Raw genomic sequence first — 15,703 nt, forward strand, 5'->3', positions numbered from 1 at the left:
GCCGCTTATCATTTGGCGTCTTTTTGAACAACCTCTTTAAAGCAATTTTTCACCGAATAATGATCCAATCAACGCAACAGCCACTTTGGCTGTTTTATTTTTTTCATCCAAAATGGGGTTTACTTCAACAAATTCAGCGGATGAAATGATTTCAGCCTCAGCCAGCATTTCCATTGCCAAGTGGCTTTCCCTGTAAGTGATCCCGCCCAATACCGGGGTGCCTACCCCCGGTGCATCATGCGGGTCAAGTGCATCCAAATCGAGCGAAAGATGAACACCATCCGTCTGCCCTTTCAGGTAGTGAATCGCATCTTCCATCACTCCCGCCATTCCGAGCCGGTCAATTTCATGCATCGTGTACACTTTGATGGAATGTTCTTTTATTAAATCCCTTTCTCCGGGATCCAAATCCCTGGCTCCGATAATGATAACATTTTCCGGTTTCACCTTCGGGCTGTAATCTCCTACCCGCGTTAAATCCGGATGCCCGATGCCAAGGCTTACTGCGAGCGGCATACCATGAATATTTCCCGTCGGGGACTTCTCAACCGGATTTAAGTCGCCGTGTGCATCGAACCAAATCACTCCCAGATTCTCGTAATGTTTGGAAACTCCAGCAAGCGTTCCGATTGCAATGCTGTGATCCCCGCCAAGAACAAGCGGAAAATGCCCCTTCTCCACTACGGAGTCAACCACTTGGGAAAGGCGCGTTGTGGCAAAAGTAACCGCCCGCAAATTTCTTAACTTTCCGGTTTGTTCTTCAATGACACGTTCTATTTGAATGTCCCCCAAGTCTTCGACATTCATATTCAGGTGCTCCAAACGCGCAATGATATCTGCATATCTGATGGCGCTTGGCCCCATATCAACCCCGCGCCTCGTCTGGCCAAGATCCATGGGAACGCCAATTATTGATATATTCTTGTTCATTCAATTCTCCCCCTTGTATTAACAAACATGGAATTATTGTACCAACTGTAATGAACATGACTCAACTTAGCAAGGTCATGCATATATATACAGTTCTTCCGGGATGGGGGTTTATGTATCTTCCGAAAGACGGAAGCAAGAAGGGGCGTTATGATTACAGGCATAACAAAACCCGCAAAGCCGATAGCAGCCTTCCGGGTTAAACAAGATTTATATATGGAGCCTAGCGGGATCGAACCGCTGACCTCCTGCGTGCAAAGCAGGCGCTCTCCCAGCTGAGCTAAGGCCCCATCAAGTGAGCCATGCAGGAATCGAACCTGCGACCCTCTGATTAAAAGTCAGATGCTCTACCGGCTGAGCTAATGGCTCTTATTTGGCTGGGCTAGCTGGATTCGAACCAGCGAATCACGGAGTCAAAGTCCGTTGCCTTACCGCTTGGCTATAGCCCAATGAAACAATGATTCCCGAATCGTTTTACAAATTCGGAGGGTACGGTCGCTCGCAGAAAAGCCCGAGCCGATAGAGTTTGAATAAAAAAGACATTATGTATCATACCCTGTTGCAAAACGTTCTATACGGAAAAGTAAAATGGTGGTGGGGGACGGATTCGAACCGCCGAACCCTGAGGGAGCGGATTTACAGTCCGCCGCGTTTAGCCACTTCGCTACCCCACCTTAAAAATGGGCAAACAAAAAATGGTGCCGGCCAGAGGACTTGAACCCCCAACCTACTGATTACAAGTCAGTTGCTCTACCAATTGAGCTAGGCCGGCCAGCCATTTAATTTGGTGGTGGAGGATGACGGGATCGAACCGCCGACCCCCTGCTTGTAAGGCAGGTGCTCTCCCGGCTGAGCTAATCCTCCTTATTAAAATTACGATGAGCGGCGCATTGCGCCGGCGCTTTTATCACCTGTTCAGCCGCTTGCTGGAGTATCCCTCTTTCGATGGGTTTTGTCCAACTTTTTCAAAAAATAAAAATGGTGACCCCTACGGGATTCGAACCCGTGTTACCGCCGTGAAAGGGCGGTGTCTTAACCGCTTGACCAAGGGGCCCCCTTTTTTAAAAGCAAATTAAATGGACCGTACTTGACGACCCAATAAAGAGTATAGACGATCCCCTGCCAATATGTCAACATGTAATTTCAATATTTTTATCCTTTACATTTGATGTCCGGTTTTTCTCATTATTATTCGATTCAGGACCTCATGAATGTTTTTTTATTGTATGGCTGCTGAAAGATTAATGACAATTTTATCCTGTCCTCTGTTATTTAAAAAATGATGAAATAGCACATTTTTGTGATATTCGCTTACCCGTTTGCACCTGGAAAGCTGGGAAACATAGAATAAAACATCAGAACACCAAGGAGGTGCTTTCATATGAGTGGAGTGGCAGGAGGATATGGCGCAGGTTTTGCCTTAATTGTCGTCTTGTTTATTCTTTTAGTAATCGTAGGTTCAGCCTACGTTGGATTTGGGTTTTGATAAAAAGCCATTCCATGCAAGCCCTTGCCGCAGGCAGCTCATAAAATATACACATCCACTGCCTATGGAAATCAAGGGCCTTACACATGACTCCTTCTATTTTGACAAGATGGAAAGAAAAGCCTGTTCTTCACTAAATGGAGAACGGGCTTTGTATTGTTTTAACCTCTTTCAGCTAAAACCACCAAAACAGGTTTGGTAAAAAATTGAAATTGAGTTTTTCGATGGTGCATCATCCGAAGGAAAATCCGGCCATTCTTTTTAGGCTTCCCCCGATTTGCCGCTTCAGCTTCCGCTTCAGCATTAATATTCCGGCCAGCCGCTTCATTCGCGTCTTTCAGCCGTCAACAACCTGAGAGAAAGACCAGCCTGCAACTTCCGCTTTCAATAATTTCCAATAAGTAATCCATGAATTTTACACACTCCGAAAAAATGCTCGTTCAGAAAATGTATAGGCAAGGCTAGTAAAATATAGACATGTATAAAATCGAAAGGAAGTAATCAAAATGAAAAATCAACAAATGAGTATCCGTATTCCAAAGGACCTAAAAGATAAGTTCCATGCAATATGCCAGGAAGAATATATCAATCCGTCTGCGCTTATACGTGGTTGGATAGAAGATTTTATTATGGCAAAGCGAAGCGATTTGACAATTAAATGAAAAGCCTGGTCGTTATCCGACCTGCTCGGGTCTACTGAGGAGGCCATCAAGGAAAGTCTTGCAGCCCAGGAAGTAAAAGTAAAAATGGATGCTATTGATCGACAAGGTAACTTATCCTTTATTTGCATCGTTAAAATGAATGAATCCAATTATTACCAAACCTCAAGGCTTGGACTGACAGGCCTTTTCCTTAAGGGGCCACAATATATTGTAAATAACCTGAAACGAGTAGATGATGACCAAGAAATAGAGAAAGCAAAATGGGTAATTAAAAAACTTCTCAAGGAAGATTAATGGGCAGACTTCTCCGGAAGCGGCCTATTTTTTTGGCTTTTTCGCCGGCACAATAGAATCACCGTCAAAATAACCGGCGTTTGGGGATCGAAAAATGAAAAAACGACTCCCAGACTTGCCAGGAATCGCTTTATATCAAAGCTAAAACGGTAAGCTTCCAGCCGGGCTTGAACCGGCGACCTCTTCCTTACCATGGAAGCACTCTACCTACTGAGCTATGGAAGCATGGCTCCGCAGGTAGGATTCGAACCTACGACCGATCGGTTAACAGCCGATTGCTCTACCACTGAGCTACTGCGGAATATATATGAATGGACAATTATTATTATAATGGATTTTGAATATTATTCAAGAGATTTTTCTCAAACTAAACTACGGCGGACGATATATACTTTAGCAAGACCAATAGGGCTTGTCAACAGCTTTTTTACAAGCCCCGCCTCTCGTTTCCCCTCGGAAACATGTATTTCAAACATTCTTGGTGGGCTGCAACACGCTTGAAAAGAGTGAACAACGTTCGATATCGTTCTTCCATCGCCCGTTTAACAATGGGCTCAATGTGAACGTTTTTGAGATCGTATAAAATTTCATCCATTTCCCGTTTGAGCAGATAAATGATTTCCTCTTTTTCTATATCATTGATCAGCATCCCATGCATGATTACACCCCGTCTACATTTTTGTATTTATAGCTATATCCAAATTGATTTTGATCATACGCATTTTTTAGGCATACGTCCCTTTCGGTCGAGCATAGATTGTACAAGGATGGATGAAAGAGGATGATGAAGTTGAACTTTTTTATCACGTTAAGCGGCAAACGGGTCAAACAAGGATTTTTTATTGTCGTTATTTCATTTTTTACAGCCCTCTTTTATTTCTCGCAGGCATCCGTGCACGTTCCGGTTTTATCAGGAAAAGACGGTCCCAAAGCCATTTACAAAGGCGACAAAGGAATTGCATTGACCTTTAATATTGGCTGGGGAGATGTCCAAGCCGAACCCATTCTGGAAATATTGGAAAAAGAAAAGGTCGAATCCGCCACCTTTTTCTTATCAGGTTCATGGGCGGAAAGGCATCCGGATCTCGTTGATAAAATAAAGAAAATGGGCTTTGAAATCGGAAGTTTGGGCTATGCTTACGAGGATTATACAGAAATCGAAGAAGAAAAAATCCGGAGGGATATTAACCGCTCCATCGAAGTATTAAAAAAACTCGATATAAAAGAAGTCAAATTACTCCGGTCTCCAACCGGCCACTTTGACAAGCGTTCGCTGAAAATCGCAGATGAATTGGGGCTGACCGTTGTCCATTGGAGTTTGAATTCCCAAGACTGGAAAAACCCGGGTGTGGACGCAATCGTGAAGGAAGTGAAAAAGGTGAGAAAAGGCGATATTGTTTTAATGCATGCTTCCGATTCAGCCGTGCAAACGGCCAAGGCCCTGCCTGAAGTGCTTTCCATTATCCGTGAAAAAGGCGAAATGGTCACCATTTCCCATCTGATCGCAAACGGGAAGGTAAAAACGACCATCATTCCTTGATTTAAAAAGAAATTTTTTCAATGATAAACACATCAAACGTGAAAGACTGGAATAGTGATGGTTCCTGGATCGTATGTTCCCAAACGTGTTCTTTCTTAAAAGTGAGGGGTGGGATTTGATTAAATTGGCGAACTGCCAATTTATCTTTTGATCAAGAAAAAAGCAAACCATTACGTCCGGTTCGCTTTTTTCTTTCCGGGAGGCGCCGGCTGTACTTCTTGTTTTTTGGAAGTACGGCGGGCTATTTCTTCTTCGGATAAACGGTTATACTTCGGCAGGATCAACAACTGGTAGGCGTTGCAGGCAATGAGGGGGAAAATCATTAAATACAGCCAGTTTTTTTCGTTAGTTGCCAGAACGGGCAGCCATTCCAGGATCGTTATGACGACCATGAAAAACAATGCGGAAACAAATGTCGTTTTCGCTGTTGTTTTTGCCTTGAAATAAGCTGTGAGAAGCCCGGCTGCCAATATAAATAACGCCAATCCAATATATGGAAGCAACGATTCTCCTTCGCCGGCAAATGATGAAAAACGAAGATAAACGAGATCAAACAAGACAACGATGATCAAGAAAATCTGAACCGCATTCCATAGTGAAAGCGAACGAAAAATGCCGAGTCCAAATTGATGAATAAATAAATAGGCAAAAAAGCCCACCTGGCTGACGACGCTAAATATAAATCCCACACCTACAAGCCAAATAAATGTGGACAAAATGGCACCAATATTCAATTGCGTAAAGTATGGTTGAAATTCACTCCAGCGAATAACAAAACCTAAAATTCCGGTCATAATGCCGCCTAAAAACAGTGTGGTGAAGAAAAAACGCAACCAATTTCGGATTGTCACTATCGTGTTCCTCCAAGAAAAATCTGTTCTATTCCGATTTTAACAATGTTTCACTGAAAATGCCATTACCCGGGGGAATATGCATAAATTCTTCACAAAGTCCCATATTAAAAATAATCGGGAACATATTAGGAAAGGAGCGTTCCTCATGAGAAAGGGAGTTTTTTTGCTCCTGGCGGGAACCATGCTTTTCATCACTGCATGCGGTGGAAATGAAATGGAGACAGGACAATTGGATTACGACCAAACAAAAAAAATGGTCGTTGATATACTCCAAACAGATGATGGGAAAAAAGCCGTTAAAGATATTATGAAGGATGACCAAGTAAAACAGCAGCTCGTTATGGATCAAGCCGTCGTCACTAAAACGATTGAACAAACCCTTGCTTCAAAGAAAGCAGAGGACTTTTGGAGAAAGTCACTTCAAGATCCCAAAATTGCAGAAGCGATGGCGAAAGGAATGCAAAAACAACAAGAAGAACTTTTGAAATCATTAATGAAAGATCCGGAATATCAAAAGATGATGATCGATATTATAAAAGACCCGGCAGTCCAAAAAGAGCTGGCCGAGGGCTTTAAAAGCCAGGAATTCCGCGAACACCTGCGGAATGTTGTAACAGAAACGATTGAAAGTCCGCTCTATCAGGCCAAAATACAATCCATTCTGATGAAGGCAGCAGAGGACAAAAAAGGCAGAGAAAAAAAAGATAAGGAACAGGACGGCGGCGGTTAATAGAAAAACAGGCTGGCTTTGGGCCAGCCTGTTTTATTACAATGATATTCGGATGCCAATTAAAGCCGTACCTGCTTATATCCTCGCTTTACTTTATTTCCCCAACTGCTGATTGATTTTCTCGGCAATTTGCCGATAGATTTTACCGACTTTATGGGTTTCATCATAAACAGACGGGGCAAAATTATCCTCGTTCCAATCGGGCTGCTGCAATGGCAGCTTTCCAAGGACTTCTGTCTGGAGCTCCTCCGCCAGTTTGTCCCCGCCGCCGCGGCCAAAGACATATTCTTTTTCTCCGGTCAGCCGGCTTTCAAAATAGGACATGTTTTCGATGACACCGATGATTTCATGATTTGTACGCAAAGCCATTGCCCCGGCGCGTGCTGCAACGAATGCAGCCGTCGGGTGCGGCGTTGTCACGATGATTTCTTTACAGCTTGGCAGCATCGTATGAACATCGAGCGCCACATCACCTGTTCCGGGAGGCAAGTCCAACAGCAAATAATCAAGGTCACCCCACTCCACTTCCGTAAAGAAGTTATTTAACATTTTTCCAAGCATCGGCCCGCGCCAAATGACGGGGGCATTATCTTCAACGAAAAACGCCATGGAAATGACCTTGACACCAAAACGCTCCACCGGGATGATCTTTTTGCCCCGAACGGTCGGGCGCTCTTCAATTCCCATCATGTCCGGAACGCTGAATCCGTATATGTCTGCATCAACGAGGCCAACTTTTTTGCCTAGGCTTGCGAGTGCCACGGCCAGGTTGACCGATACGGTCGATTTGCCGACTCCGCCCTTTCCGCTCGCTATGGCAATGAACGCCGTTTTACTGTTGGGGGCAAGCAGTCCGCCAGCGCCCTGATCCAAGTCTCCGGATGCCCGGTGCTTCTCGAGCTCTTCTTCAGGCAGCTCGGTAAAACGGATGCCGACCGTGTCCGCACCGGCCTTTTTCAAAACATCGACGATTTTTGTCTGCAATTGGAGCTGTTCGGGTGTCCCTGTTTTGGCCAAGGCGATTTTTACGCTGATGTGCGCCTTTTCTTCCTTTACTTTGACTTCCACAATTCCATTTGTTTCTTCAAGCGTCTTATGTAAAAGCGGATCTTTCAATTTGTTCAATATCTCAACTGCTTTTTGTTCTGTAATCAATCTTCGCACCGTCCTTTACTCGATTTCCATTCTCGTTTCAGTATACCATATATGCCCTGAAAGCTTGGAAAAGACGCTTTACAACATACGAAACAGCCGCACAATACGGCTGCTTCTTTTCATCTAGTCTATCGTTTTTTCATTCGTAAAATACCTCATGATTCCCCTGTATATGGCTATGGACACTTTCTCCTGGTAATCATCCTGCATGAGCAATTCCCGTTCCGTCGGGTTGGATAAAAAACCGATCTCCACCAACGCCCCGGGTTTATTGGCATTTTTTATAATATAAACGGATTGAATCACTTTTGCTTCCCGGTCTGTATTCTCCAAACTGGCAATCAGTTCTTCTTGAATAAATTTCGCCGCCCGTTTATTTTCAACTAAATGCGGTGAGTAAAAAGTTTGCGCACCCCGCCATCGTGAAGAAGGAATCGCATTTAAATGAATGCTGATGAATAAATCGGCATCCGATTCATTGATCAATTTAAGTCTTTTTTTCAAATCAGCAGTCTTTCTCCGGCTCAGTCCCCGAATATCCGGATCCGCAAGATCTTTATCCTCCTCCCTCGTCATCAGCACGAGTGCTCCCTGCGCTTGCAAATAATCCCGCAGCTTCAGGGCAACTTCAAGGGCAATATCTTTCTCAACAGCATTCCCATTTTCGGCGCCGCCGTCGGGACCGCCATGCCCCGGATCCAAATAGATGATTTTCCCCGTAAGGGGAAGGTTCCACGTATCAAAAGAGTCTTTAGGGAGAAATTGGTATTGTAAAATTAAAAAAAGCAAGCTCGCTCCAATCACCAATAAAGTGATCTTTGTTTTTTTCCACATGCAGCCTTCCCCTTCCCGCATCTTTCCTTATCAAAATATATGGGACAGGGTTGATTTCTAGTACATATTTTCCGGAAATGGCCGAAACGATCATTCTTTGATTTGTTGATAATTTTGCAAAATTCTCATGGACTTCCTTGAAAAATGCAAGTAAAATCGGGTTTGGGGATTGATTTTTACATATAAAAGGGCGTGAGGAAGGTGAATAAAAGTTGATGAAGGATCCAACCGGGAGGCGGTATTTAGAGGATCTCCTGAACAAAAAAAAGCAAAGACCTGGAAGCTGCTCTAAAAGAAATGGCTCATTTGAAATACGCACTCGATCAGTCGGCCATCGTCGCCATAACAGACCGTAGAGGCATCATCCGATATGCCAATGATCAGTTTTGCAAGATTTCGAAATACAGCCGCGAAGAGCTGATCGGGCAAGACCATAGAATTTTAAATTCGGGGTACCATCCGAAGGAGTTTTTCAAAGAGATGTGGAAGACGATCGGCTCAGGAAAAGTTTGGAAAGGAGAGGTTCGCAATCGGGCAAAAGACGGGACCTATTACTGGGTCCATACGACGATCGTTCCTTTTTTAAATGAACGCAACAAGCCGTATCAATATGTATCTATTCGCAATGACATCACTGCCCAAAAAGAATTGGAAGAAGAAATTCAGAGAAGAAAAGACGAGAAGTTTCGCCTCATTACAGAAAACTCATCAGACTTAATCTCAATCATCGATACGAGTGGGGAATTATTATATGCCTCCCCATCTTACAACACATTGCTAGGCTACCAGCCTGACAAATTGGAAGGAAGGCGACTGTCCGAACTTGTTCATCCGGATGATCATCCATCCGTCGACGAAACATTACGCAATCTTTCCGGCAACAGAAAGACATCAGCCCAATTGGCGTTCCGCCTTCAAAAAGCAGAAGGAAATAATCGTTACATGCACGTGGAAATGAGGGCTAATCCCGTGTTTTGCCGGAAAGGAGAAGTAGAAAGCATCGTTCTTGTCATGCGGGACATTACCGAAAGAAAAAAGGCCGAGCAAATGCTGCATCACCTTGCCTATCATGATACGCTCACCGGATTGCCAAACCGGAGGAATTTTCTGGACTGCTTAAAAAACCAAACCGATAAAGCAAAAAAGGAAGGTTCGCGGTTTGCCGTCATGTATTTGGACTTGGACTGGTTCAAATATGTGAATGATTCCTGGGGCCATGACGCTGGTGATTTAGTATTAATGGAAGCTGCGCGCAGAATTAAGGAAGCGCTTCATCCAAAAGATATCGTCTCGCGGCTGGGCGGTGATGAATTTACCGTCCTGATGATCAATTATGCCTTGCGGGAAAATATCGAAAAAACTACCGCAAAATTACTGGACAGTTTCCGGACACCGTTCGATATTGATGGCAACTACTGCACTCTTTCGGCCAGCATGGGGATTGCCTGTTTTCCGGACCATGGGGAAGACGCCGATGAGTTGTTGTCAAAAGCCGATCAAGCGCTTTACGCCGCAAAAAAGCACGGAAGAAACAATTTTGCCTTTTACCAGCAAGAAACGGAAGAAAAATCACCGCATTTTTCCCCGGAATGAACAGATGGAAAAATTGAATTTGTACAGGGCTCAGGCCCAACTTTGTTCTGATCCATTTCCAGTTACATTCATTATATCATATAAAATATAGTCCTAAAGTAGGAAATATTTGTCCAATAGAGTGACCTTGTTCACGGGGTATCCGTTCAAAAATGGTCAAAGCCAGTTTCTAGAGGATTCTTTGTATCAAGGGTCGTATAATATAACAAAAGGAGCAATTGTAAACCTTTTCGCGATGGAGGGATGAAAAATAAAAATTGTTATTGCCCCCGATTCCTTTAAAGGCAGCGTGACTGCCATGGAAGCCGCGCTGTCCATTGAAAAAGGAATAAAAAATGTTTTTCCGCATGCCGAAACAAAGCTTGTTCCCGTAGCGGATGGCGGTGAAGGAACGATGGAAACCCTCGTTTCAGCCACAAACGGCCGTAAAGTCCCTGTGACGGTTACGGGTCCTTTGGGGAAACCAGTCGAGGCTTTTTTCGGTGTGCTGGGCGACAAGGAAACTTGCATCATTGAAATGGCTTGTGCGTCCGGCCTGGATTTAATCAGCCCTTCTGAACGAAACCCCCTGGCCGCAACAACATTTGGCACCGGAGAATTAATCAAAAAAGCACTGGATGAAGGATACAGGAAATTCGTTTTGGCGATCGGCGGGTCTGCCACAAATGATGGCGGAGCCGGCATGCTTCAGGCCCTTGGCATGCAATTATTGGACAAGTCCGGGAATGAGATTGGATTTGGAGGGGGGGCTTTAAGCCATGTTCACGAAATTCGGATGGACCATTTTGAAAAACGTGTTTCTGAAAGCCACTTTTTGATTGCCTCGGATGTGGAAAATCCGCTGATTGGCGAGAACGGCGCCTCCCATGTGTTCGGTCCGCAAAAAGGAGCAACCGATGAAATGGTGAAAATGCTTGATCAAAATTTGGTTCGCTGGGCGAATGTCGTTGAACAGGCAACAGGCGTCCGGCTGCATGACATGCCGGGTGCAGGGGCTGCCGGAGGGATTGGAGGCGCTTTTCAGGCTTTTTTTCCATCCACGATAAAAAGAGGGGTTGATGTTGTTCTCCACTATTCAAGGCTTGTTGAACATCTTGAAGGAGCCGATCTTGTGATTACAGGGGAAGGACAGGTCGATTTTCAAACTGCATATGGAAAAACTCCGTTGGGAGTAGCCCAAGCTGCAAAAAAACACAGTATTCCTACGATCATTCTTGCCGGTACTGTTGGCAATGGCATAGAGACGCTTTACCAATATGGCGTCATCGCAGTCTTCAGCATTATCAACCGTCCGATGGACCTGGAAAACGCGATGCAGGTTGCAGGGCAGTTATTGGAAACGAGCGCGGAGCAAGTTTGCCGGACGTATTTTTATCAAAAAAAGAACGATGGAAAAAGTTGCCGGCGGACTGATGGCAAATTATTTTTCCCTGGGCGGTTTCCCTTGTTTTGACTACAGGCTAGCATTCATAATGTACCACCCGGGTTCATGAAGGGTTGTTTCAACGATTAGGTTTAACGCTGCTTTTGTTAATAAGACATTTTATGTCTGATGCCACACATCTCGGCTGCCAACATTTCCAAAATAGGCTCCTGTTTGCTGACTTTCTAATCTGCATTTTTACCCGTGTTTCCGATCCAAAACATGCACGAACAGCCAATAACGGTGCCGTGCATGTTGATCGGTCTGGTCAATCAGTATTAAACGCCAAATAATGTAAGCATGATCCAGCTTGAGGCATAGAATACCATGAATTGCACTCCTGCACCCACTCCTAAAATACGGTTCAACAGCCCACCAACAGTTGCTACTGTAAAGGTTAAGATAATCCCAAGCAATTGGGCTTCATAATATGCCAATAAACACGCCAAACCAATGAACATGGCAATAATTGCTTCTTGGCTGACAAACTTCAATACCAGGACAGAAGCCTTCCGTGCATAATTCATGGCAAATGGGTATGCAATCAGTGCCGATACTGTAATTCCGATCAGCCCGAAAATAAAAAAGTCCCACGAAGTTAAAAATGTATGCAAGTTATGAATCGGATCAACCGAATATACCGGCGGAGCATTAAATAAAGGGGATGCCGGCCCCAATGCTACCGGACTTAAAGGAATGCCAAACGCAACCAGCGGGATAATCGCCTCGGCAATATACGTAGATTCTGTCACCCCATTCATGACTGTCAAACTGGTAGTGGCCTGTTTATACGCACCTTTTGTACGGGAACCAACAATTTCTCCCATTAAAGCAGTCATTCCGACCGGGCTGAATACGAATGTCAAAGAAGAAATAAATGTTGCAATGGAAGTAAAGATTGTCTGCTTCCTGGTTAAAATTGTAAATGGATTTGGAAAGTAACCTTTCCATGATTTTGTTTCGGGTGCCAAATTGTAAGTATTTGGCTTTTTTCTTATAATCTCTTTTCGGGCAACAGTTGAAGCTGCAGCTAAAATATTGCTAAACATGGGGCCAATGGCGATTCCCAAAAAGAAAGTGATGGTTAAATGTTTGTCTACAATAGAAAAACTAAACGTATCCAGTGATTTAATGAAAAAAGCAAAGGGAATAATGACAATCACGCTGGCCCATTTGCCTCTTGAAAAATAAGCAATTAAAAAGGCGGCAATCGTAAAGATCAATCCGGATGATTCTTTAAAAAAATCGGCAAATTGTCCCAGAAACTTCCCCAACAAAATCGCTGTAGGCAAAGCAATAAAAGCGCCCATAATTCCGCCTGTTATCATTTTGCGCAGTGCAATATGCGGCATGCCCATGCGCCGCAATGTTGTCGCATGATCAATTAACGGCACAGCCATCGTATCGCCCGGTATACCCATCAATGCAGTTGGAACGGCATGTGTAAGATGTTTGGCCAACACTGCAGCCATAAAGAAGGCAAATACTCCTTCAGGCGGAGTACCCAAAAGAATGATTAATAGCGTAATCGGGACCATGATGGCGGTTTCATCCGTGCCCGAGATTAAGCCTATGATGGTGAAAATAACAGCACCCAACAGAGCGAATAGCAATGCTACTACATATATGCTCATTGATTATTGATTCTCCTCATATTTTCAAAATTACGTAACACCCCAAGTTCATCCAATTCTTTCTTGGTAACCGGATCTTCTCCGATCAATCGCAACTCCTCATCAATATCAAGCTGCAAGTCTTTAAAAACATCTTCCATCGTATTACCCGAAACTTCATCTTCCAATAAAACACGTTTCGGCTTAAATAACGCGGCGTTTAAAACCAAAACAATCACAGTGCCGGCAATCCCCAACAATAAAGAATACGAATTGACCATTTGGGAATCTGTGATTTTTGGAAAGATATATTGTCCGAGCTGATACCCTCCCAAACTAGTCGTGACACTCAATATAATGGCAATAATCAGTTGTTTGCTATTGATCGTATCTCCTAAAATTTCAATAAACTGTTCCTCTTTTTGGGCCGGATGAGCATTATTCCGATGCACCGTCAACAACATCCTCCCCTCTCTTTAGTGAATTTGTTATTTCGAGAATTCGGCTATAGCGAAAGTCTTTTTCTTCCGTCGCCCTTTGTACAACTTGTTCAATGAGATCACCTTTTGCGCCCGCCATTATGGCTAAATTTTTGGCATGTAAACGCATATGGCCCGTTTGAATTCCTTCTGCAGACAGTGCACGTAAACTGGCGAGATTTTCCGCCAAACCTACAGCCGCGATCATTCCAGCTAATTCTTCTGCTGTTTTTACATCCATTATTTTCAAAGCAATTTTGGCAACCGGATTCGTTTTTGTGGCGCCACCAATAATTCCGACTGCCATGGGCACTTCCAATGTTCCGACAAGGTTGCCATCTTTATTGAGCTCCCAAGTTGTCAAAGACCGATATTTGCCGGTTCTTGAAGCATAGGCATGCGCACCTGCTTCTACGGCCCGTGTATCATTGCCGGTTGCCAAAACGACAGCCGTCATTCCGTTCATGACTCCTTTATTATGTGTTGCAGCACGATAGGGATCTGCGTCTGCAAATTCAAAAGCACTAATGATATTTTTAACGATTTCTCCTCCCCCAAGCAGCTCGGAAGAAAACACTCCTCGCGCCCGAACCAATCTTTTATCGGCGAGATTGGATATAATGCGCAATACAACTCTTCCTCCCGTCACTTTTTCAATGAGCGGAGAAACACATTCAGCCATTGTATTGACCGCATTTGCCCCCATGGCATCCTTTGTATCCACTATTAAATGGATCACCAGCATTGTTTCCCGAACGGTATTGACGAGATGCACCTCAATATCTTTTACGCCGCCTCCCAAGGCTACCAGAGTGGGATCTTTTAAATTGCACTGTTCCATAATTTCTTCTTTATGTTCATAAACTCTTGCTCTTGCAGCGTATGGATCACAAATATCCAAAACTTGAATTTGCCCACGCATGATGGTTCCGGTTGAGAATGTGTAAATCCCGCCCAAATCATATGCTGCTTTCGCTGCATTACTTGCAGCTGCAATGACAGAAGGCTCTTCTGTTGCCATCGGAATAAATACATCCTTGCCGTTTACTTTAAAATTGGCTGCCAATCCCAATGGAGTGCCAATTTGTCCAATCACATTCTCGACCATTGAATCAGCCACATCCATGGACAGGCCGCCCGACAACTTTTGTACTTCTTCTTCTGTTAAACATGCATTGGCAGCTATCCATTTTACTCTTTCTGCTACCGACAATTTATAAAAACCTTTTACTCTCGAATGGGTGTTCATGCAACCTCTCCTCCACTTTGTTTCCTACAATTCAACTTTGTTGAATAAGTGTATATACAATGTACAATAGCTGCATTGCTGTGTAAAGACTTTTTTGTAAACGAATACAGGATCGTAAGAAAAACCCCATTTAAAACGTTACTCTTCAACGTATATGGTCAGTACTTTTGAAGCTTCGTCACTATTATTAATAAAAATATGCGGTTTTTTTCCGGAAAAATAAGCAGAGTCTCCTTGTTCCAAACGATACACCTTTCCATCGTACATCAGTTTAATGCTCCCCGTAATGATATAAATAAATTCGTCATTGTCATGTACATACGGCTTAATGTCTTCTGCGCCGCTTAAAACCGTAACAATGGTCGGATTAATGCTGCTCATAAAACTTTTATTTGCCAATAACTCATAATCATAACCGATCTCATTCTTGGAAACATTTTTATCGCGGTCACTTTTTCTTACAATTGACAAACCTTCATGTTCTTCTTGATTCACAAACCAGGACATGGGATAGCCTAGTGCATCCGCTATGCTGGAAAGTGTAACCAAACTGGGGGTAGCCACTCCATTTTCAATCTTGGAAATATGACTTTTCGTAATTCCTACCAGTTCAGCAAGTGCCGCTTGTGTCAGTTTTTTCTTTGTTCTCATCAACTTAATTCTATGGCCCAATTCTTTTGCTTCCATTGTGAATACTCTCTCCCTACAGATATTTTTTCATCTTCAATCTTACAATATATCATACCAGGAAGACCGGGAAGCGGGAATGCGAAAGAGTCTAGTTCAGCTTTGAGGAGTAAATTTATGTTTTTTAGTCCTTAAAACAGAAAATGCACTTATCCACAGGTGTAAAAATTTACC

The 15,703-nt window shown here is 43.6% G+C and carries 16 protein-coding genes and 9 tRNA genes; 7 read left to right on the plus strand and 18 right to left on the minus strand.

All coding sequences use genetic code 11. The features are described 5' to 3' along the window. Nucleotides 1-36 precede the first annotated feature (36 nt). From rocF to AB1L08_RS15030, 8 genes are all read right to left on the minus strand, one after another. Nucleotides 37-930 (minus strand): arginase, encoded by an 894-nt coding sequence (rocF, locus tag AB1L08_RS14995; protein ID WP_413065481.1) that lies wholly within the window; start codon nucleotides 928-930, stop codon nucleotides 37-39. A gap of 217 nt (nucleotides 931-1,147) precedes the next feature. Continuing rightward, nucleotides 1,148-1,220, minus strand: a tRNA-Ala gene (locus AB1L08_RS15000). A gap of 6 nt (nucleotides 1,221-1,226) precedes the next feature. Then, nucleotides 1,227-1,299, minus strand: a tRNA-Lys gene (locus tag AB1L08_RS15005). 5 nt (nucleotides 1,300-1,304) lie between these two features. Next, nucleotides 1,305-1,379, minus strand: a tRNA-Gln gene (locus AB1L08_RS15010). A gap of 140 nt (nucleotides 1,380-1,519) precedes the next feature. Then, nucleotides 1,520-1,604, minus strand: a tRNA-Tyr gene (locus AB1L08_RS15015). Nucleotides 1,605-1,626: 22 nt separating this feature from the next. Beyond that, a tRNA-Thr gene (locus tag AB1L08_RS15020) sits at nucleotides 1,627-1,702 on the minus strand. A 16-nt stretch (nucleotides 1,703-1,718) separates the two neighbouring features. Continuing rightward, nucleotides 1,719-1,794 (minus strand) — tRNA-Val (locus AB1L08_RS15025). Nucleotides 1,795-1,909: 115 nt separating this feature from the next. After that, nucleotides 1,910-1,984, minus strand: a tRNA-Glu gene (locus tag AB1L08_RS15030). 327 nt (nucleotides 1,985-2,311) lie between these two features. Between AB1L08_RS15030 and AB1L08_RS15035 the strand changes: the two genes are divergently transcribed. The 3 genes from AB1L08_RS15035 to AB1L08_RS15045 all read left to right on the plus strand — a co-directional run bounded on the left by AB1L08_RS15035 (nucleotide 2,312) and on the right by AB1L08_RS15045 (nucleotide 3,372). Next, nucleotides 2,312-2,416, plus strand: a complete 105-nt coding sequence (locus tag AB1L08_RS15035; protein WP_413065482.1) for a YjcZ family sporulation protein — start codon at nucleotides 2,312-2,314, stop codon at nucleotides 2,414-2,416. Between the two features lie 506 nt (nucleotides 2,417-2,922). After that, nucleotides 2,923-3,078, plus strand: a complete 156-nt coding sequence (locus tag AB1L08_RS15040) for a hypothetical protein (protein ID WP_413065483.1) — start codon at nucleotides 2,923-2,925, stop codon at nucleotides 3,076-3,078. A gap of 84 nt (nucleotides 3,079-3,162) precedes the next feature. Continuing rightward, the gene (locus tag AB1L08_RS15045) at nucleotides 3,163-3,372 is read left to right on the plus strand and encodes a hypothetical protein (RefSeq protein ID WP_413065484.1); all 210 of its coding nucleotides are present in this window, start codon (nucleotides 3,163-3,165) and stop codon (nucleotides 3,370-3,372) included. A gap of 152 nt (nucleotides 3,373-3,524) precedes the next feature. On the opposite strand, the gene AB1L08_RS15050 is transcribed toward AB1L08_RS15045, so the two are convergent. From AB1L08_RS15050 to AB1L08_RS15060, 3 genes are all read right to left on the minus strand, one after another. Then, a tRNA-Thr gene (locus tag AB1L08_RS15050) sits at nucleotides 3,525-3,597 on the minus strand. A 1-nt stretch (nucleotide 3,598) separates the two neighbouring features. Then, a tRNA-Asn gene (locus tag AB1L08_RS15055) sits at nucleotides 3,599-3,673 on the minus strand. Between the two features lie 126 nt (nucleotides 3,674-3,799). Beyond that, the gene (locus AB1L08_RS15060) at nucleotides 3,800-4,030 is read right to left on the minus strand and encodes a hypothetical protein (RefSeq protein ID WP_413065485.1); all 231 of its coding nucleotides are present in this window, start codon (nucleotides 4,028-4,030) and stop codon (nucleotides 3,800-3,802) included. A gap of 132 nt (nucleotides 4,031-4,162) precedes the next feature. Between AB1L08_RS15060 and pdaB the strand changes: the two genes are divergently transcribed. Continuing rightward, a complete protein-coding gene (pdaB, locus tag AB1L08_RS15065) occupies nucleotides 4,163-4,912 on the plus strand; it encodes a polysaccharide deacetylase family sporulation protein PdaB (RefSeq protein WP_413065494.1) in 750 nt (249 codons plus the stop codon). Between the two features lie 170 nt (nucleotides 4,913-5,082). Here pdaB and AB1L08_RS15070 read toward each other — a convergent pair whose 3' ends face one another. Beyond that, nucleotides 5,083-5,763 (minus strand): KinB-signaling pathway activation protein, encoded by a 681-nt coding sequence (locus tag AB1L08_RS15070; RefSeq protein ID WP_413065486.1) that lies wholly within the window; start codon nucleotides 5,761-5,763, stop codon nucleotides 5,083-5,085. Between the two features lie 148 nt (nucleotides 5,764-5,911). Between AB1L08_RS15070 and gerD the strand changes: the two genes are divergently transcribed. Next, nucleotides 5,912-6,496 (plus strand): spore germination lipoprotein GerD, encoded by a 585-nt coding sequence (gene gerD / locus AB1L08_RS15075; RefSeq protein WP_413065487.1) that lies wholly within the window; start codon nucleotides 5,912-5,914, stop codon nucleotides 6,494-6,496. Between the two features lie 93 nt (nucleotides 6,497-6,589). Here gerD and AB1L08_RS15080 read toward each other — a convergent pair whose 3' ends face one another. Next, entirely contained in the window at nucleotides 6,590-7,651 is a 1,062-nt protein-coding gene (locus tag AB1L08_RS15080; RefSeq protein WP_413065488.1) for an Mrp/NBP35 family ATP-binding protein, read from the minus strand. Nucleotides 7,652-7,774: 123 nt separating this feature from the next. After that, nucleotides 7,775-8,485, minus strand: a complete 711-nt coding sequence (gene cwlD / locus AB1L08_RS15085) for an N-acetylmuramoyl-L-alanine amidase CwlD (protein ID WP_413065489.1) — start codon at nucleotides 8,483-8,485, stop codon at nucleotides 7,775-7,777. A 297-nt stretch (nucleotides 8,486-8,782) separates the two neighbouring features. On the opposite strand from cwlD, the gene AB1L08_RS15090 reads away from it, so the two are divergent. Beyond that, nucleotides 8,783-10,078: a diguanylate cyclase domain-containing protein gene (locus AB1L08_RS15090; RefSeq protein WP_413065490.1), complete on the plus strand. Its 1,296-nt coding sequence runs from the start codon at nucleotides 8,783-8,785 to the stop codon at nucleotides 10,076-10,078. Between the two features lie 250 nt (nucleotides 10,079-10,328). Then, nucleotides 10,329-11,531 (plus strand): glycerate kinase, encoded by a 1,203-nt coding sequence (locus AB1L08_RS15095; protein ID WP_413065495.1) that lies wholly within the window; start codon nucleotides 10,329-10,331, stop codon nucleotides 11,529-11,531. Nucleotides 11,532-11,779: 248 nt separating this feature from the next. Here the strand turns inward: AB1L08_RS15095 and AB1L08_RS15100 are convergent, their stop codons facing one another. The 4 genes from AB1L08_RS15100 to AB1L08_RS15115 all read right to left on the minus strand — a co-directional run bounded on the left by AB1L08_RS15100 (nucleotide 11,780) and on the right by AB1L08_RS15115 (nucleotide 15,529). Then, a complete protein-coding gene (locus AB1L08_RS15100; protein ID WP_413065491.1) occupies nucleotides 11,780-13,135 on the minus strand; it encodes a tripartite tricarboxylate transporter permease in 1,356 nt (451 codons plus the stop codon). Further along, nucleotides 13,132-13,566 (minus strand): hypothetical protein, encoded by a 435-nt coding sequence (locus AB1L08_RS15105; RefSeq protein ID WP_413065496.1) that lies wholly within the window; start codon nucleotides 13,564-13,566, stop codon nucleotides 13,132-13,134. Before AB1L08_RS15105 ends, AB1L08_RS15100 begins: the two co-directional genes overlap by 4 nt. Continuing rightward, nucleotides 13,553-14,842, minus strand: a complete 1,290-nt coding sequence (locus AB1L08_RS15110; RefSeq protein ID WP_413065492.1) for a hydroxymethylglutaryl-CoA reductase, degradative — start codon at nucleotides 14,840-14,842, stop codon at nucleotides 13,553-13,555. Before AB1L08_RS15110 ends, AB1L08_RS15105 begins: the two co-directional genes overlap by 14 nt. Before the next feature lie 138 nt (nucleotides 14,843-14,980). Next, nucleotides 14,981-15,529 (minus strand): helix-turn-helix domain-containing protein, encoded by a 549-nt coding sequence (locus AB1L08_RS15115; RefSeq protein WP_413065493.1) that lies wholly within the window; start codon nucleotides 15,527-15,529, stop codon nucleotides 14,981-14,983. Nucleotides 15,530-15,703: the final 174 nt, after the last annotated feature.

The sequence above is a fragment of the Siminovitchia jepli genome (assembly GCF_047228825.1).
GTDB lineage: Bacteria > Bacillota > Bacilli > Bacillales > Bacillaceae_C > Siminovitchia.